The following is a 15,647-nucleotide window of genomic DNA, read 5'->3' as shown; positions in this document are numbered from 1 at the left end:
GAAACGCCCCGCCGTGCTTTCGTGCGGCGGGGCGTTTATCGTTGTCCGGCATGACGATGGAAGCGCCGGTCGTGCTGTGGTTCCGCCGGGATCTGCGGCTGCGGGACCACGCCGCGCTGCTTGAGGCGGCCAAGCACAGCAAGCACCTCCTGGCGCTTTACGTGCTGGACGACCGGCTGCTCAAGCCCGCCGGTTCGCCGCGGGTCGCGTTTCTGCTGAATTCCTTGCGGGAGCTGGACAATGCGTTGTCCGGCCGGTTGATGGTGCGCTACGGAAATCCGGTGCGCGAGGTCGTCGCCGCGGCTCGGGAGATTCGGGCGGCGGCGGTGCATGTCACCGCGGATACTGCGCCATATGGGCGAACGCGCGACGAAGCGGTGGCGGAAGCCTTGGCGGAGCACCGAATTCAGTGGGTGCCGACGGGTTCGCCATATGCGGTTACGCCGGGGCGGGTCACTAAGCCGGACGGGAATCCGTATCGGGTTTTCACGCCCTTCTACCGGGCTTGGACGCAGCACGGCTGGCCGCGTCCGGCGGACACCGATGTGTCTATTGTGGACTGGATTAAGCCTTCTTCGTCGGTTTCATTGCCGGAGTCGCCGCGTGTGGATTGCGAGCTGCCGCCAGCGGGGGAGGAAGCCGCGCTGGCGGTGTGGCAGGAGTTTCTCTCCGCCGGCATTGCGGACTACGCGACCGAGCGCGATCGTCCCGATCACGCTGGCACCACTCGGCTTTCGCCGTATCTGCGCTGGGGCGCGATTCATCCGCGGACGATGCTGGCCGACCTGGATTCCTCGGAGGGGGCGCAGGCGCTGCGCTCCGAGCTATGCTGGCGCGAGTTCCACGCTGATGTCCTGTGGAACCGGCCGGAAACCGCACGGCGGAACTACGACCGACGGTTCGACGGGATGCGTTACGACACCGGGAAAACCGCGCAGGAGATGTTCGCGCTGTGGTGTGCGGGACGAACTGGCTACCCGATCGTCGACGCGGGAATGCGGCAGCTGCTGGCGGAGGGCTGGATGCACAACCGGGTGCGGATGATCGTGGCGAGTTTCCTGGTGAAGGACCTGCATTTGCCGTGGTGGTGGGGTGCGCGGCACTTCATGCGGCATCTGGTGGACGGTGATCTGGCTTCGAATCAGCTGAACTGGCAATGGGTCGCCGGTTCCGGGACGGATGCCGCACCGTACTTCCGGATCTTCAATCCCACCACTCAAGGTCAGAAGTTCGACCCGCAGGGCGATTACGTGCGCCGGTATGTGCCAGAATTGCGTGGTGTGGAAGGAAAAGCGGTGCATGTGTTGAAGGAGCGTCCGGAGGAATACCCGGCTCCGATCGTGGACCACGCGGAGGAGCGGCAGGTCGCGCTGCAGCGGTATGGGGCGATCACCGGGTCGTAGCTGCAGAACATCGGCACCACAGTCGCCGACGTCGACCGGGCTACTGACTTCTGGGTCAACACAGTCGGTTTCACGCTGGCCCGCTTCGATCGCCGTCGTGGTCGCGCCGGGCGGCCATTGAGACGGTCCTCGAACTCATTCAGCCCGCAGCGGTTTAGTGGCGTGAGCCCGCTCGTGGCTTTCCGCGAGCGAGTAGCCGCTTTGCCGTTCCTTGATGATCGTCCAGAAGCGCGGGCATTTCAGGGGATCGCTGGCCGGGCAATGCTTCCCGTGTTCGAGCGCGGCACGGGCGACCTCGATGCGGCGTTGCTGCTCGGTCAGTTCGGCGAGTTTGTCGTCGATCATTTCGTGGCGACCGGATTGTTCGCCGGTCAGGAAACGCCCGATTTCGGACAGCGTGAAGCCGATCTCCTGAAAGAAGAGCAGCACGCCGACGTCCTTGACCGCGGACTCGGCGTAGCGCCGTCGGCCCGCTTCTCGTTCCGCCGGACGCACGAGGCCGAGTTCGTCGTAGTAGCGCAGCGCGCTCGTCGGAACGCCGGTGCGCTCGGCTAGTTCGCCGATGGACAACATAGGCTCGTTCATTTGACTTCAAGCGTACTCGAAGTGGTTTGCTCGGCCCCATGAGCGTTTTGGACGGGGTTCTGCGTTGGTGGGGCCCGCGCGGCGGGATCGCGCAATTCCACCGGCCGACGGGGCTTCCTGGGCGGATAGCGGGCTTCATCATGGGACGGCGTTCGTCGAACGTGACACGTAACCGGTGGGCGGTGCGGTTGCTCGACATCCAGCCTGCCGAGCGGGTGCTCGAACTCGGTTGCGGTCCCGGGGTGGCCGTTGCCGCGCTGGCTGACCGGGCGGCGCTGGTGGTTGGCGTCGACCATTCGGAGGTGGTGATTCGTCAAGCACGGCACCGAAACCGGTCGGCGATCCGGGCCGGGCGGGTACGTCTGGTGTGCGCGTCAGTGGAGAATCTGTCGCTCAGTGACGGGCCGTTCGACGCTGCGCTGGCCGTCAACACGCTGGGCATGTGGCCGGATCCGGTTGCCCGGCTGCGCGAACTCGCCCGGTTGTTGCGTCCAGGAGGGCGCGTTGCGTTGGTATCTCAACCGCGTATGCCGGGGGTCGTGTCGGCCTCGGTGGTCGAAGAGTTGACCGGAGTGCTTTCCGAAGCCGGGTTCACGCAGCTCCGCACCGAAATACTCGATCTGGAGCCGCCGGCGGTGTGCGTCCTCGGCTTAACGGCGTAGCGCGTCAGCCAGCCGCACCCGGCTGCCGACCCGCAGCACGCCGTTTCGATACACCCGCGCTCCCGCCCAGGTGACCACGGCGATCAGCGCCACGGTCAGCGCCAGAGACAGCGCGATTTCCCACGGCTCCACCGTCTCAAGGGCGATCCGCGCGGGCATCAGGACCGGCGACAGCAACGGAATCAGCGATACGATCCGCGTCGCCGTTCCATTCGGGGCTTGGGTCAGCAGGTTGATCCCCGCGACGAATCCGATCACCAGCGCGATATTCACCGGCCCGACTACCGCCTGGGTGTCCTCCTGCCGCGACACCAGCGCACCAGCCGCGCCGTACAGCATGGCGTAAAGGAGGAATCCGAGCAGATACCAGACGAGACCCCAGCCCAGCGTCCCCAGCGCGATCCCGGAAATCGAGAACACTCCGGACACGCTGCCAGCTATCAACCCCGCCGCGGCGAGGATCGCGAGCTGTGTCAAGCCGACCAGCCCGAGCCCGATGACCTTGCCCAGCAGCAGATGCACGGGCCGCACCGTGGCGAGCAGGATTTCCACTACCCGGCTGGATTTCTCCTCGACCACGCCCTGTGCGACGAACATTCCGTACGTCATGATGCTGGCGTACAACAGAATCGCGATCACGATGCCGGTCACGAGTTTCGTTCCGGCTTGGGGATCCGCTGGTTCGAGAGACTGCACGTCAGCGTGGGCGGCGGATACTGCCTGGTGTACGACAGCGGGGTCGAGGTTGGCGGAGTATAGCTGAGCGTCCAGCACTTGCTGCTGCGCGATGTTGTCCAGCACCGATCGCAGCTGGGGGTCCAAAGTGGACTTGACGATCACCTTTGGCCGGGAAGCGCTGCCGGAGATGAGCGCGTCGACGTCTCCGTCGCGGACCTGGGCGAGTCCGTCCGAATCGGACTGTACCCGGACGACCTTGAGGTGCCGGTCGTTGTTCTCCAGTTGAATGGCGATGCCCTGCGCCTGTCCGGCCAGCGCGACCTTCGTGGTCTCCCGGTCGCTGGCGAGGAAGACCTGCAGGGTGATGTAACCCAGCAGCAGCAACAGCATCACCGCGGTACTGAGCACAAAGGACCGGGTGCGCAGCCGCGCGTTGAGTTCCCGCTTGGCCACCAGCCGCACCGCGCGGGCCGGGCGGATCCGATTCATCGAGGTGCTCCCGGGGTGGCGACTGAATCGCGGAACAGCTCGGCCAGCGTACGGCGGCGGTGGCTGAACTCCGTCACCGGCCCGGTGGCCAGCGCGGCCGCGAGCACGGCCTGGTCGTCGGCGCTCGGCGAAAGCTCCAGTACGGTCGTGGTGCCGTGGTTTTCGAGCACTCGCGCGCCGGGAACCGTTGCGGCCCAACCGGGATTCGCGCTCGGCGCGGTGACGACCAGGCGACGTCCGGCGTCCCGGGTCAGCTCGTCCACCGTGCCGACCGCGACCATCCGGCCGTCGCGGATGATGCCGATCCGGTCGCACAGCCGTTCCACGAGGTCGAGCTGGTGACTGGAGAACACCACCGGCACGCCCGTCGCCGCCTTCTCCCGCAGGACGCCGCTGAGCACGTCCACGGCGAGCGGGTCGAGCCCGGAGAACGGTTCGTCGAGTACCAGCAGCGCCGGATCGTGCACTAGCGCGGCGGCGAGCTGCACGCGTTGCTGGTTGCCAAGACTGAGCTTCTGGACGTCGTCCTTGCGCCGCGCCCCAAGCCCGAGCCGGGCGATCCACAATTCCGCGGCGCGGTGCGCGTCGTTGGTGCTGAGGCCGTGCAGTTCGGCCAGGTAGACGAGCTGGTCGATGACCTTCATTTTCGGGTACAGTCCGCGCTCCTCGGGCATGTACCCGATCTGCGCACGGGTGTCGTGCGTGACCGGCTGGCCGGCGAACCGCACCTCGCCGGAGTCCGCGGCCAGCACGCCGAGCGCGATCCGCATCGTGGTGGTCTTGCCTGCCCCGTTGCTGCCGACGAACCCGAACAGCTCGCCCGGCGCGGCGGTGAAACTCACGCCGTCGAGCGCGGTTTTCTCGCCGAACCGCTTGCTGACCCGGTCGATCTCGAGCATCAGGCGTCCCCCTCCCGCGGCGCGCGGCTGAACACGGCCTCCACCGGCAGTCCGAACACCGCGCAAATGCGCAACGCCAGGTCGAGGCTCGGATAGTGATCCCCGCGTTCCAGCGCGCCGATGGTCTGCGGATTGACCTCGACCGCCTCGGCGAGATCCGCCCGGCTCATCCCGCGCTCCGCACGCAGCACCGGAAGCCGGTTCTGAATCGGCGGCTCGTTGCCACGCCGCACCGGGCTCATGGACCGCACTGTTGCAAAAACCCAACGACCCGTCAAGCTGCCTTGCCGGTAGTTACCCGGGGTTTTCAGGACAGTCCGGCCAGCGTTTTCTCCACGAGTTCGGCTACCCGCCCGCGGGCCGCCTCGGCGTCGGCTGGGACGAGGGCCAGCCGGGTGCGGCGTTCGAGGACGTCCTCGACAGTCGTCGCGCCCTCGTGGCGGACGGCCCACACCACCTCGGCCGCGGTGATTTCCGTCGACTCGCACAGCGGGGCAGCGAACTCCGGTTCAACCTCGCCGAGCGCGGCCACGCGGGGTGCTTCGGTGCCGTACTTGGCCACCAGCCGGGCGGGAGCGTCCACAAGCGACAGTCGGGAGCGCGGCGCGGCGCCGAGCAGCGGTAGTTTCGACGTGCGGGAAGGGCCAGCGGGCAATCCGGCGTGTGTCAGGGCGGCATCGACGGCGTCCTCGGCCATGCGCCGATACGTCGTCAGCTTCCCGCCGACCACGGTGAGGACGCCGTCGGAACCGGTGATCACCGCGTGCTTCCGCGACAGGTCCGCACTGCGTCCGGCGGAACCGGAGACCAGCGGACGCAGCCCGGCGTACGAGCCGATCACGTCCGAAGTGGACAAAGGACGGTTCAGGACCGAGGAAGCCGTCGAAAGCAGGAAGTCCACATCGGACTCGGGAACCGTCGGGACATCGGGGACGTCGCCGGAAACTGGTTCGTCGGTGAGTCCTAAATAGACTCGCCCGTCGAGCTGCGGCAGCAGGAACACGAACCGGTTGGTCTCGCCGGGAACCGGGATGTTGACCGACGTGGCACCGACTCGCACGGTGTCCGGCGCGAGGACCAGATGGGACCCACGGGAAGGGCGCAGCTGGACGGAATCAGTCAGGGTGTCCGCCCAGACGCCGGTCGCGTTGATGACTTGCCGTGCGCTCAGTGTGTATGAAGAAGAGCCATCACTTACCCGAGCTTCGTTGCCAGACAAGGAAACCGCCGACAGCCGCGTCAAGATTCGAGCCCCCAGCAAGGCCGCCGTACGGGCGATGCTGACGACCAACCGGGCATCGTCGACCAGTGCCCCGTCGTACGCCAGCAGCGCGCCGCGCAGTCCGGCGGGCGAGAGGCCGGGGAGAGCGCCAGTGCCTCGGCAGCGGGAATCCGGCGCGGGCCGGGCAGTACCGACGACGGCGTACGCGCGGCGCGGCGCAATCCGTCGCCAGCCCGGAGGCCGGTGGCGATCAAAGCCTGCTGGGCGGCGGAAGTGCCTGGGTAGAGCGGGAAAAGCTGCGGCATCGCGCGCGTGAGGTGCGGCGCGGTGCGCGTCATGAGGATCCCGCGTTCCACGGCGCTTTCGTGCGCGAGCCCGAGTTCGCCCTTGGCGAGGTAACGCAATCCGCCATGCACGAGCTTGCTGGACCAGCGCGAGGTGCCGAACGCGAGATCGTGCGCTTCCACCAGCGCGACGGAGAGACCGCGGGCCGCCGCGTCGAGGGCGATGCCCGCGCCGGTGACGCCGCCGCCGACCACCAGCACGTCCACCCGCTCGCCGTCGACCAGCCGGGACAGTTCGCGTTCGCGGCGGCGCGCGTTGAGGGATCCGGTGCTCATGGTTTCAACCCCGCTTCGACCAGGTGCCGGAACTCGGCGAGCAGCGCGGCCTCGTCGACATCGGCGGTGGCCGGGCGCAGTGAGAACGCGAACGACTGCACGACCAGCAGCACCGATCGGGCCTGCGCGGCCACCTCGGCGGGGCGCACCGAGCCGTCTCGGTGTCCCTCTTCGAGCAGGCTTCGGAGCACCTGCTCGGCGAAGTGCTGTGTCGCGCCGAGCCGTTCCACGATGTAGGGCAGCACCAGTTCGGCGTCGACATCCAGCAACGTCCGGAACAGCGGATCGGCCGACAGTGCGCCGACGCTCGCCGCGGCCAGGTGCACGATGCGTGCGCGGGCGTGCGCCGAGTGGTCGCCGGACTCGTTCACCCGCTGCAGCAGGCCGCTGAACTCGCGCGTCATCAGCGCGGCGAGGACACTGCGCACATCGGGGAAGCGCCGGTACACCGTCATGCGGCTGACCTGCGCGGTTCGGGCGATTTCGGCGAGCGTCGTGCGCCGGACGCCGACGGCGAGCACGCACTGGCGCGCGGCGTCGAGCAGTTCGTCGTCGGCGACGCGGGCCGAGGTCGGGCGGCTGCGGGCGTCCGCGAGTGCGGAGGGGGCCGCTCCCGGTCGGGAGTGACGTTTGACGTCCATGTGTCACACTGTAGTCGTGAGCGATCTCATCAACCACCGCATCCGGCGTTCGTGGACCGAGGAGGGCGCGGCCTCGGCCGGTCTGCCCGATCGCGCGGTCCGGTGGCTTGGCCAGCGTATCGGCCAGGTCGGCCTGGATCGAGGCGGAAAAACCGGCGCTGCGCGGGCGGTCGCCGAGTCCGCGCTGACTGTGCCCGTCCGTACCGAATTCGAGGACCTTCTCGGCGCGGACCACGTGCTGGTCGATCCGCAGGAGCGGCTGGGCCGCACCGGCGGTCTGTCCTATCTGGACCTGCTGCACGCGCGGGCAGGCGACGAGGTGCCGGTGCCCGACGCGGTGCTGCTGCCCGCCGATCCGGACGAGGTCCAGGCAGTGCTCGACCTCTGCGTGCGACACGACATCGGCGTCATCCCGTTCGGCGGCGGCACCTCGGTGGTCGGCGGGGTCGCGGCGCTGCGCGGGGACAAGGCGGCGGTGGTCGTGCTGGACCTGGTGCGGCTCGACGAGCTGGTGTCGGTGGACCCGGTGTCGCGGATCGCGGTGCTGCAGGCCGGCGTGCGCGGTCCGGAGGCGGAACGGCTGCTGGCGGCGCACGGGTACACGCTCGGGCACGTTCCGCAGTCGTTCGAGCGCGCCACCATCGGCGGGTTCGCGGCCACGCGTTCGGCTGGGCAGGCGTCGTCCGGTTACGGCCGGTTCGAGGACATGGTCGCCGGGGTCCGGCTGGCCACCCCGAAGGGGGAGTGGCGGCTCGGCGTCGCGCCGGCGTCCGCGGCCGGGCCGGACCTGCGGCAGCTCGCGGTCGGCAGCGAGGGCACGCTCGGCGTGATCACCGAGGTCGCGCTGCGGGTGCGGCCGTTGCCGGAGCAACGGCACTACGAGGGCTGGATCGTCGACGGCTGGGAGGCCGGCGCGGCGGCGGTGCGGAAACTCGCGCAGGACCACGCGTTGGCGGACGTCACCCGGCTGTCCGATGTGGACGAGACGAATGTGTCGTTTTCGCTCAACGCCGGGCTGAAGACCACGGCGCTGAAGGCTTATCTCAAGGCGCGCGGGGTCAAGAACCCGTGCCTGCTGATCGTCGGCTGGGAAGGCGACGTGGCCCGACGCCGCAGGCGGACGTCAGCGATGCTGCGCTGCTCGGGGGCGTTGCGGATCGGCAAGGTGCTCGGCGAATCGTGGCGGCACGGGCGGTTCAACGGTCCGCGGCAACGGGATGCGTTGCTGGATCTCGGCGTCTGCGTGGAAACCCTGGAGACCGCGGCCTATTGGTCCAATTTGGACGAACTGCACGACGCGGTGCGGGCGGCTTTGGTGGCCTCGCTGGGCCGGGCGATCGTGATGTGCCACGTTTCGCACGCTTACGAAACCGGTGCGTCGCTGTACTTCACCGTGCTGACCTCCCGGGACGATCGCGATCCCGTCGGACAGTGGCAGCGCGCGAAAGCCGCGGCGTGCGAGGCGATCACCGGCATCGGGACGATCAGTCACCACCACGCAGTCGGGATCGACCACGCGCCGTACCTGGAGGCAGAGATCGGCCGGATCGGGCTGGACGTGCTGCGCGCGGCCAAGTCCGCGGTGGACCCCACCGGCATCCTGAACCCCGGAAAACTGCTCGGCTGAACGCGTCCGCGCGGGCAGACTGGCGCGGGTGAGCGATGCAGTGGGTTCCTTTCCGCAATACGAAGTGTTCGCCGACGAATTCCTCGACCACGCGCAGAACGGGTTCTACAACGCGCACTACGACCGTCCGGCCTGCCTGGAGCTGCTGGGCGACGTTGCCGGGCAGCACGTCCTCGACGCCGCGTGCGGTCCCGGCCTGTATGCCGAGGAGCTGATCGCCCGCGGCGCGCGAGTGACCGGGTTCGACCTCAGCCCGCGCATGGTCGAGCTGAGCCGCGAGCGAGTGCCGTCCGGCGAGTTCCGCGTGCAGGACCTGGCCGAACCGCTGAGCTGGCTGCCGGACGCGTCGGTCGATCAGGTGCTGTTCGCCCTCGCGCTGGAGTACGTGGACGATCGGGTCGGCGCGCTGCGCGAGTTCCGCCGGGTGCTGCGGCCGGGCGGCGCGCTCGTGCTGTCGAGGCAGCATCCGACCGGCGATTGGCTGCGCCACGGCGGCAACTACTTCGACGTCCGGGTGATCGAAGAGGTCTGGAGCCGTGGCTGGAAGGTCCGGTACTGGTTGGCTCCGCTGGAACGCACCTGCGAGGAGTTGCGCGAGGCCGGGTTCCTGATCGAGCAGCTGAGCGAGGGACGTCCGTCCGACGCCGCGGCTGAGGTCGATCCCGAACGGCACGCCAAGCTTGCCCAGGAACCGCTGGGCTTCCTGACCGTGCGCGCGATTCCGGACCCACGGGTCAGCTGAAGGTGCTCTCCGGCGGCAGCACGGTGCAGGCGAGGCCGTGCCCTGCCGCCGGTTCACCGACGAGCGACGCGGCTTCGGCCTGCGCGACGTCGGCGACCAGCACCGGGGAGCCGTTGACCAGCAACGGAAACCGGACCGGCGCGGCCCCGACGTAGGCGTGCACCCCGGACAGCAGCTCGCCGTCCAGCCGGATGTCGGCGTTGTCCAGCACCGCCAGGTCGTACCGGTTCCCGCGCCCCTCGCAGACGTCCAGCACGGCCAGCTGCTCCGGCGTCGCGAACCACACGAAGTGGTCCTCCGTCCGCCCCGGCAGCGCGGTCAGCGTCGCCGGGCGCTGGCCGTCGCGTTCGCGCAGCCCAGCGGCCCACACCGAGGCGAGCCCGGTGCACCGGACCCGGGCCGCGATCACCGGGCCGGTGAGGCCGAGCTGCGTGCGCAACCAGGTGATCTTCGACGGGCACGCGTTCGACCCGTACGCGAGCACCGGCGTGCGCGAACGCCACCCCGGCGGCGCGGTGTCCAACGCGTGGCCAGCGCCGTCGAGATGCACGTACGAGCAGTCCGGCCGCGTGCCCGGGTACGGGTCGGCCGGATAGTCCGCGTCGGCGAAGAGAATCAGAACTCCACTACGCTGCGCAGCACGTCGCCGTGATGCATTCGCTCGAACGCCTGCTCCACGCCGTCGACGCCGATCCGCTCCGTGACGAACTTGTCCAGCGGCAGCCTGCCCTGCAGGTACAGGTCGACGAGCATCGGGAAGTCCCGCGACGGCAGGCAATCGCCGTACCACGAGGACTTCAGCGAACCGCCGCGCGAGAAGAAATCGATCAGCGGAAGGTCGTTGAGCTTCATCTCCGGCGTGGGCACGCCGACCAGCACGACGGTGCCGGCGAGGTCGCGGCCGTAGAACGCCTGCCGCCAGGTCTCCGGACGGCCGACCGCGTCGATCACGACATCCGGGCCGAACGAGTTCGTCGCGTCCTGCATCGCGGCGACCACGTCCTCCTCGCTCAGGCCGCGGCTGTTGACCGTGTGCGTGGCCCCGAAGTCCTTGGCCCACTGGAGTTTCCGGTCGTCGGTGTCGATCGCGACGATCGTGGTGGCACCCGCCAGCTGAGCACCCGCGATGGCCGCGTCGCCGACCCCGCCGCAGCCGATCACCGCGACCGAATCGCCGCGGCCGACCGCGCCGGTGTTGATCGCCGCGCCAAGCCCGGCCATCACGCCGCAGCCCAGCAACCCGGCGACGGCGGGCTCGGCGCGCTCGTCGACCTTGGTGCACTGTCCACTGTGGACGAGCGTCTTGCCGAGGAAAGCACCGACCCCGAGCGCGGGCGACAGCTTCGTGCCGTCGGTGAGCGTCATCGGCTGCTCGGCGTTGAAAGTCGAGAAGCAGTACCACGGCTTGCCGCGTTTGCACGCCCGGCAGGTGCCGCAGACCGCGCGCCAGTTGAGGATCACGTAGTCGCCGGGCGCGAGATCGGTGACTCCCGCGCCGACCTGCTCGACCCGTCCCGCGGCCTCGTGCCCGAGCAGGAACGGGAACTCGTCGTTGATCCCGCCCTCGCGGTAGTGCAGGTCGGTGTGGCACACCCCGCACGCCTGCACGGACACGACGGCCTCGCCCGGTCCGGGATCCGGCACCACCACCGTCTCAAGCGTGACCGGCTCACCCTTGGCCCGTGACACGACTCCCTGGACCTCGTACGGCATGCGCACAACCCTTCGACCCGAGACAGCTTTCGGGGGCAGCTAATCACGGATCATGCGCATATCGCCATAGCCCGGATCGGTCGCTACTCCCCAGTCACCCCGTCGACCAACTCGCGCACCACGTCGAGCTGCCCCACATGCCGTGCATACTCCTGCAGCACATGAAACAGAATCCAGCTCAACGCAGGCGGCTGCCCCTTCCCGAAACGTCCGCCGCCACTCGCGATGTCCTCAAGCCGCGCACCGGCCACGATCGCCCGAGAGGCCGCGCACTCTTCCCGGAAAAGCGCCCGAACCGACTCCGCCGACTCGTCCGCGCCGACCGACCACTTCCCGGTCTCGGGGTCGTTCTCGCCCCACACCGGATCCACGTTCTCGCCCATGAATCCCCAGCGCAGCCACCGTCGCTCCACGAACGCGAGGTGCTTGAGCAACTCCAGCGGAGTCCAGCCGGAGGGGAGCCTGCTGGTGCGCAGCTCGTCGTCGGACAGGCCGTCCAGCTTGCGCAGCAGCGTGTCCCGGTAGTAGTCGAGGTAAGCGAGCAGCAGCTCGCGAGGGTCCGACAGGGTATCCGGCGGCTCAGTCACGGACGGCACTGTAGCCCCGAAGCGGCAAGGCGAACCAGCGCGTTTACGGCGTGATGATGTACGCGACCCCGCCCGGTCCGCCGGCCACGGCACCGCTGTCGGTGTGCCGCTTCGTGCGCTGCCAGATCTTCTCGAACTGGTCGCGCTTGTACACCGTGCGCACGCGGTCGTTGGAGCTGGACGCGGGGTCGTTCGCGATCACATCGCCGGCCTGGGTGAACCCGACGACGACCATCAGATGTCCGGCCGTGCCGTAGCCCGCGCCGTCCAGTTCGCTGGCCAGGAACGACTGCGAGGTGATCACCGGGATGCCGCGCGCGATGTAGCCCTCGAGTTCGTTGAGGTCGTGCAGCCGCGTGATGTGCCCGCGCAACCCGAGCGAAGCGGCGTACGCGGTGTTGAACGGCCAGTTGCCGGTGCCGTCGTAGGCGTAGTCGTAGGTGCCGCGCGCGGCGTAGACGACTGACGGGTCCTGGTAGTCAGCCGGGATCCAGTCCATCTGCTGCGCGGACGGCTTGCGGCCCCAGTACTCGGCGACCATCTCGGTCGACGTCGGGCTGCACCAGGCTTCCCCGCCGCCGCCGTACTGCGGGAACTGTCCTTTGTGGATGTTCTGGGCGAACGGCGGCACCTTCAGCTCGATCCCGCGCGCCCGGCCCGGTTTGGTGGTCTGCACGTCGAACCGGTCCGGAACGTTCGAGGTCATCGCGCCGAGCGAGGACAGCGTCGGCGTGGCCGGGGAACCCTGCTCGCGGTACAGCGTCACGCGCAGCTGGTACGAACGCAGGGTGACCCCGGCCTTCGTGGCGAGCGTGTCGACGTCAACCGAGGCGTTGGCGTCGCTTTGCCCATCGACGCTGGTGCGCTGGATGTCGGCGTCTCCGCTGGCCCAGCGGCCCATCGTGTACCAGGTGGTCTCGGCGCCGGCCGCGGTCCGGCCGCGCGCCTGCACCTCCAGCCAGGTCTTCTCCGGCGTGCGCGCGTTCCACGACGCGATCAGCTGCGTCGCGTCGAAACCCTGCCGGTACCTCGGCGACGTCCAGGTGCCGTAGTCGTAGGTGCGCGTGGTGCCGAGCTTCGGTTCGGTGTGCGCGACGCTGCCCGCCGGCCGCGTGATCCGCAGGCCGCCGTACCCGAAGCCGAGCCCGTCGAGCCTGCCCGCGAAGAACGAGCCGGACGACCATTCGTGGTAGTCGATGGCCTCGTCGTTACGCGCGTGCTGCGGTTCCGCGGCGGCCTGTGCCGCACCAGCCGTGAGCATGACGATGGACAGTAACGTGCACAACCCGCGAACGCGCATTCCGGCTCCGTCCCCAGACCCCAGTGGTAGCCAAAGATTTTCGCCGTCCGGAGCGGGTAAGTAAAGGGCTGCCGCTACAACACGGCCTGCGTCTGGGTGATTTTCGCGGCGAGTTTGCCGTCGTCGTCGCGGATCTCGGTCTCGACGACCACGACTCGGCGCCCGGCGTGCAGTGGTCTGGACGACGCCGTGGCATACCCCGAACGGACGCCGCGCAGGAAGTTCGTCTTGGACTCCAGCGTCGTCGTGCCCTGCGCGCCCTCGGGAAGATTGAGGAACGCGCAGACGGCTCCGGTCGAATCGGCCAGCGCCATCAGGACGCCGCCGTGCAGCGTGCCGCCGAGCGTGCACAGCGATTCATCCCACGCGATCCGGCTGCGGACCAGGTCCTTGCCGTGCTCCAGCACCTCGATGCCGAGCCGTTCGCTGAACGGCATCGTCTGGTGGAACAGCTGCGTGCCCTCGACGTCGGTCATGCCGAGCAGTCAACCGCAGCCGGACGCATGGCGTCGATTACCTCCCGGGTAATCAGCTGAGCGGGTTAGTCAGCAGAAGCTCGGTGTTGCGGTCGCCCGCCTCGCCGACGCGGCTCAGGGCGACGTGGATGTCGTTGTAGGAGAACTCGCGATACATCGAGGCGAGCGCGTCGGGGGTGCGGGCGGAGTAGTCCACGGCGTACGGGGCCTCGGCCTCGATGAGCGTGGTGAACACCGAAAGCGTGCCGTCGTGGTTGTCGGCCAGTTCGATGACCCGCGCGTGCTGCGGGAAGTCGACGTGGCTGGCGGTGTTGATCTCCCAGAAGCTCTGCGCCGGGGTTTTGCCGACGTGCGGGGTGATCTTGTTGAGGTGCGTGTGCCCGTTGACCCACGCGACGACGTTCGGGAAGCGCTGCAGCATCGCGACGAACGTATCGCCGTTGAGTCGCGGGTCGAGCAGATGCCGCGCGTCGGGCAGGAGGTTGCCCATGGTGCCGCTGGTGTGGTGACTGAAGAGGACGAACAGCTCGTCGGTGACGGAGTGGGTGACCTTGCGGCCGAAGAAGTCGTAGTAGGTCGAGCTGTTCCGCTTGAGCGTCGCTTCGACCCAGTTGAACTGCGCGAGCCCGATCGACCCGTCGGCGAACCCGCCCTGCGTGGTGGTGTCGAGGCTGATGCCGGTGACGCCGGGCGCGATGCGGAACGTGTAGTAGACGTTCTGTCCATCGGAGTTGGCGTCGGTAAACCCGTGCCCGACCGGCCCCGGCCCAGTGTTCTTCGCGGCAAGGTGCGCCTTGACGAACTCCGAGGTACTGAACGGCCGCCGACGCGCATCCGGCGTGACCTCACGAATGGTCCCGCCGCCGAACAACTCACCGAGCGGCACACTCTGCCCGTGTTGAATGGCGGTGCCGAGCTTGCGGGCGCTGCTCTCGTCCTTGCCGATGACCTTGTATTTGCCGGTGTACCAGGCCTCGATGCCCGGAATGCCCTCCGGCAGCGTGCCAACGACGCTGTCGTCGTGATTGCCGAACGTGCAGTACCACGGCAGGTCCAGCCCCGACGCGGTGAACGGCGCGATCCCGGCTTCGAGCAGCCCGGGTATCTGCGGAAAGCCCTTCTTGGTGTAGTCGTCGGCGAGCCGGGTGCCCGGATTCCAGAACTCCGGATTGCCGGACGCCTGAACCCCCTCGTAGCGGTTCGGGTCACCGGAGTTGGGCGTGATCGCGCCCCCGTTGAGCGTGGTGAGGAACCAGTCGAGTTCGAGCAGCTCGTGGTTGTCGGTGTTGTCCCCCGTGGTCATGACGAAGTCGAACTGCCGCCCAGTAAACGGCCCCGCGCGAAGACTGTTGACCCGCTTGACGAGCGCGCTGGTAGCAACGGTCCCCAGCGTTTCCTGCGGCCGATGCGCGGACCCGACGAACGGATGCAGATACTCGAACCGAGCAGGCGATTCGGTGTCGGTGATATGCAGGTCAGTGAACTGAACGAACGCCCCGAGCGCGGTCCGCCGATCGTCGCGCCCGCTCTTGCCCTCGACAAGATCGGCCCGAACAGCAACCGGCCAACCAGGCCCGGCGCTCAACCGCGAATACCCAGTGGGCGCCCCGGAAGCAGCCTGGTCAAGCGTGGTCCCGACGGTCCGGACGGCCCGCTGCGTGGTCCGCCTGAGCGCCCGGTCCAGCGCGTTGGCCGTCGGCGTGCAGAGCAGCAGCCCCACACCAGCCACGCCCGCGGTGGTGAACGCCCGCCTGGTCAGTTCCGCCATTGTCTCACTCCCCGGAGTTCGCCGTGCTCAGGCACGCTCCCGGACCCCGATGACCGGCCGGTGAACGAAGCCAAAGCAGAACGCGAAGGTCTCTCATATTCGCTGTGACAACGGGGAAGACTTTGTCACACAGGCGAGCACCCCACTACCGCCGAACGGAGGTGCTGATCGCCAAGCTGGCCAAGGCCCGTGAGGGCCACCTTCACGGACCTAGATTCCCTCAAGGAGTCCTTCA

The 15,647-nt window shown here is 68.5% G+C and carries 15 protein-coding genes and 1 pseudogene; 4 read left to right on the top strand and 12 right to left on the bottom strand.

Features of this window, described 5'->3' with window-relative positions:
- Window positions 1-50: 50 nt before the first annotated feature.
- Window positions 51-1,403, top strand: a complete 1,353-nt coding sequence (locus RPX00_RS08185) for a cryptochrome/photolyase family protein (protein WP_406638856.1) — start codon at window positions 51-53, stop codon at window positions 1,401-1,403.
- A 135-nt stretch (window positions 1,404-1,538) separates the two neighbouring features.
- Here the strand turns inward: RPX00_RS08185 and RPX00_RS08180 are convergent, their stop codons facing one another.
- The gene (locus tag RPX00_RS08180; protein WP_406638855.1) at window positions 1,539-1,988 is read right to left on the bottom strand and encodes a MerR family transcriptional regulator; all 450 of its coding nucleotides are present in this window, start codon (window positions 1,986-1,988) and stop codon (window positions 1,539-1,541) included.
- A 182-nt stretch (window positions 1,989-2,170) separates the two neighbouring features.
- On the opposite strand from RPX00_RS08180, the gene RPX00_RS08175 reads away from it, so the two are divergent.
- The gene (locus RPX00_RS08175; protein WP_406638854.1) at window positions 2,171-2,650 is read left to right on the top strand and encodes a class I SAM-dependent methyltransferase; all 480 of its coding nucleotides are present in this window, start codon (window positions 2,171-2,173) and stop codon (window positions 2,648-2,650) included.
- Here RPX00_RS08175 and RPX00_RS08170 read toward each other — a convergent pair.
- The 5 genes and pseudogenes from RPX00_RS08170 to RPX00_RS08150 all read right to left on the bottom strand — a co-directional run bounded on the left by RPX00_RS08170 (window position 2,639) and on the right by RPX00_RS08150 (window position 7,199).
- Entirely contained in the window at window positions 2,639-3,817 is a 1,179-nt protein-coding gene (locus tag RPX00_RS08170; protein ID WP_406638853.1) for an ABC transporter permease, read from the bottom strand. The genes RPX00_RS08175 and RPX00_RS08170 overlap by 12 nt on opposite strands.
- Window positions 3,814-4,716, bottom strand: coding sequence for an ABC transporter ATP-binding protein (locus tag RPX00_RS08165; protein ID WP_406638852.1), 903 nt, complete (start codon window positions 4,714-4,716; stop codon window positions 3,814-3,816). Before RPX00_RS08165 ends, RPX00_RS08170 begins: the two co-directional genes overlap by 4 nt.
- Window positions 4,716-4,958, bottom strand: a complete 243-nt coding sequence (locus RPX00_RS08160) for a helix-turn-helix transcriptional regulator (RefSeq protein WP_406638851.1) — start codon at window positions 4,956-4,958, stop codon at window positions 4,716-4,718. Before RPX00_RS08160 ends, RPX00_RS08165 begins: the two co-directional genes overlap by 1 nt.
- Window positions 4,959-5,023: 65 nt before the next feature.
- Window positions 5,024-6,558: pseudogene (locus RPX00_RS08155) on the bottom strand (glycerol-3-phosphate dehydrogenase/oxidase).
- The gene (locus tag RPX00_RS08150; protein WP_406638850.1) at window positions 6,555-7,199 is read right to left on the bottom strand and encodes a TetR/AcrR family transcriptional regulator; all 645 of its coding nucleotides are present in this window, start codon (window positions 7,197-7,199) and stop codon (window positions 6,555-6,557) included. The pseudogene RPX00_RS08155 and the gene RPX00_RS08150 overlap by 4 nt, the downstream one beginning before the upstream one ends.
- A 16-nt stretch (window positions 7,200-7,215) precedes the next feature.
- Here RPX00_RS08150 and RPX00_RS08145 point away from each other — a divergent pair, with 16 nt between their 5' ends.
- Window positions 7,216-8,826 (top strand): FAD-binding oxidoreductase, encoded by a 1,611-nt coding sequence (locus tag RPX00_RS08145; RefSeq protein WP_406638849.1) that lies wholly within the window; start codon window positions 7,216-7,218, stop codon window positions 8,824-8,826.
- Between the two features lie 28 nt (window positions 8,827-8,854).
- A complete protein-coding gene (locus RPX00_RS08140; RefSeq protein ID WP_406638848.1) occupies window positions 8,855-9,568 on the top strand; it encodes a class I SAM-dependent methyltransferase in 714 nt (237 codons plus the stop codon).
- Here RPX00_RS08140 and RPX00_RS08135 read toward each other — a convergent pair.
- From RPX00_RS08135 to RPX00_RS08110, 6 genes are all read right to left on the bottom strand, one after another.
- The gene (locus RPX00_RS08135) at window positions 9,561-10,118 is read right to left on the bottom strand and encodes a gamma-glutamylcyclotransferase (RefSeq protein WP_406638847.1); all 558 of its coding nucleotides are present in this window, start codon (window positions 10,116-10,118) and stop codon (window positions 9,561-9,563) included. The genes RPX00_RS08140 and RPX00_RS08135 overlap by 8 nt on opposite strands.
- 65 nt (window positions 10,119-10,183) lie before the next feature.
- On the bottom strand, window positions 10,184-11,281 hold the full coding sequence (locus tag RPX00_RS08130) for an S-(hydroxymethyl)mycothiol dehydrogenase (protein WP_378299792.1): 1,098 nt from the start codon (window positions 11,279-11,281) through the stop codon (window positions 10,184-10,186).
- A gap of 83 nt (window positions 11,282-11,364) precedes the next feature.
- The gene (locus tag RPX00_RS08125) at window positions 11,365-11,868 is read right to left on the bottom strand and encodes a DinB family protein (protein WP_406638846.1); all 504 of its coding nucleotides are present in this window, start codon (window positions 11,866-11,868) and stop codon (window positions 11,365-11,367) included.
- A 43-nt stretch (window positions 11,869-11,911) separates the two neighbouring features.
- The gene (locus RPX00_RS08120; RefSeq protein WP_406638845.1) at window positions 11,912-13,168 is read right to left on the bottom strand and encodes a peptidase C39 family protein; all 1,257 of its coding nucleotides are present in this window, start codon (window positions 13,166-13,168) and stop codon (window positions 11,912-11,914) included.
- 74 nt (window positions 13,169-13,242) lie between these two features.
- Window positions 13,243-13,644 carry a PaaI family thioesterase gene (locus RPX00_RS08115; RefSeq protein ID WP_406638844.1) on the bottom strand — a complete coding sequence of 134 codons (402 nt, stop codon included), beginning with the start codon at window positions 13,642-13,644 and terminating at the stop codon, window positions 13,243-13,245.
- A gap of 52 nt (window positions 13,645-13,696) precedes the next feature.
- Window positions 13,697-15,412 carry a TIGR03767 family metallophosphoesterase gene (locus tag RPX00_RS08110; protein ID WP_406638843.1) on the bottom strand — a complete coding sequence of 572 codons (1,716 nt, stop codon included), beginning with the start codon at window positions 15,410-15,412 and terminating at the stop codon, window positions 13,697-13,699.
- Window positions 15,413-15,647: the final 235 nt, after the last annotated feature.

This window comes from Amycolatopsis sp. WGS_07 (genome assembly GCF_045278895.1).
GTDB lineage: Bacteria > Actinomycetota > Actinomycetes > Mycobacteriales > Pseudonocardiaceae > Amycolatopsis.
Note: the sequence above shows the minus strand (reverse complement) of the source record. Positions and strands in the feature narration are given on the sequence as shown.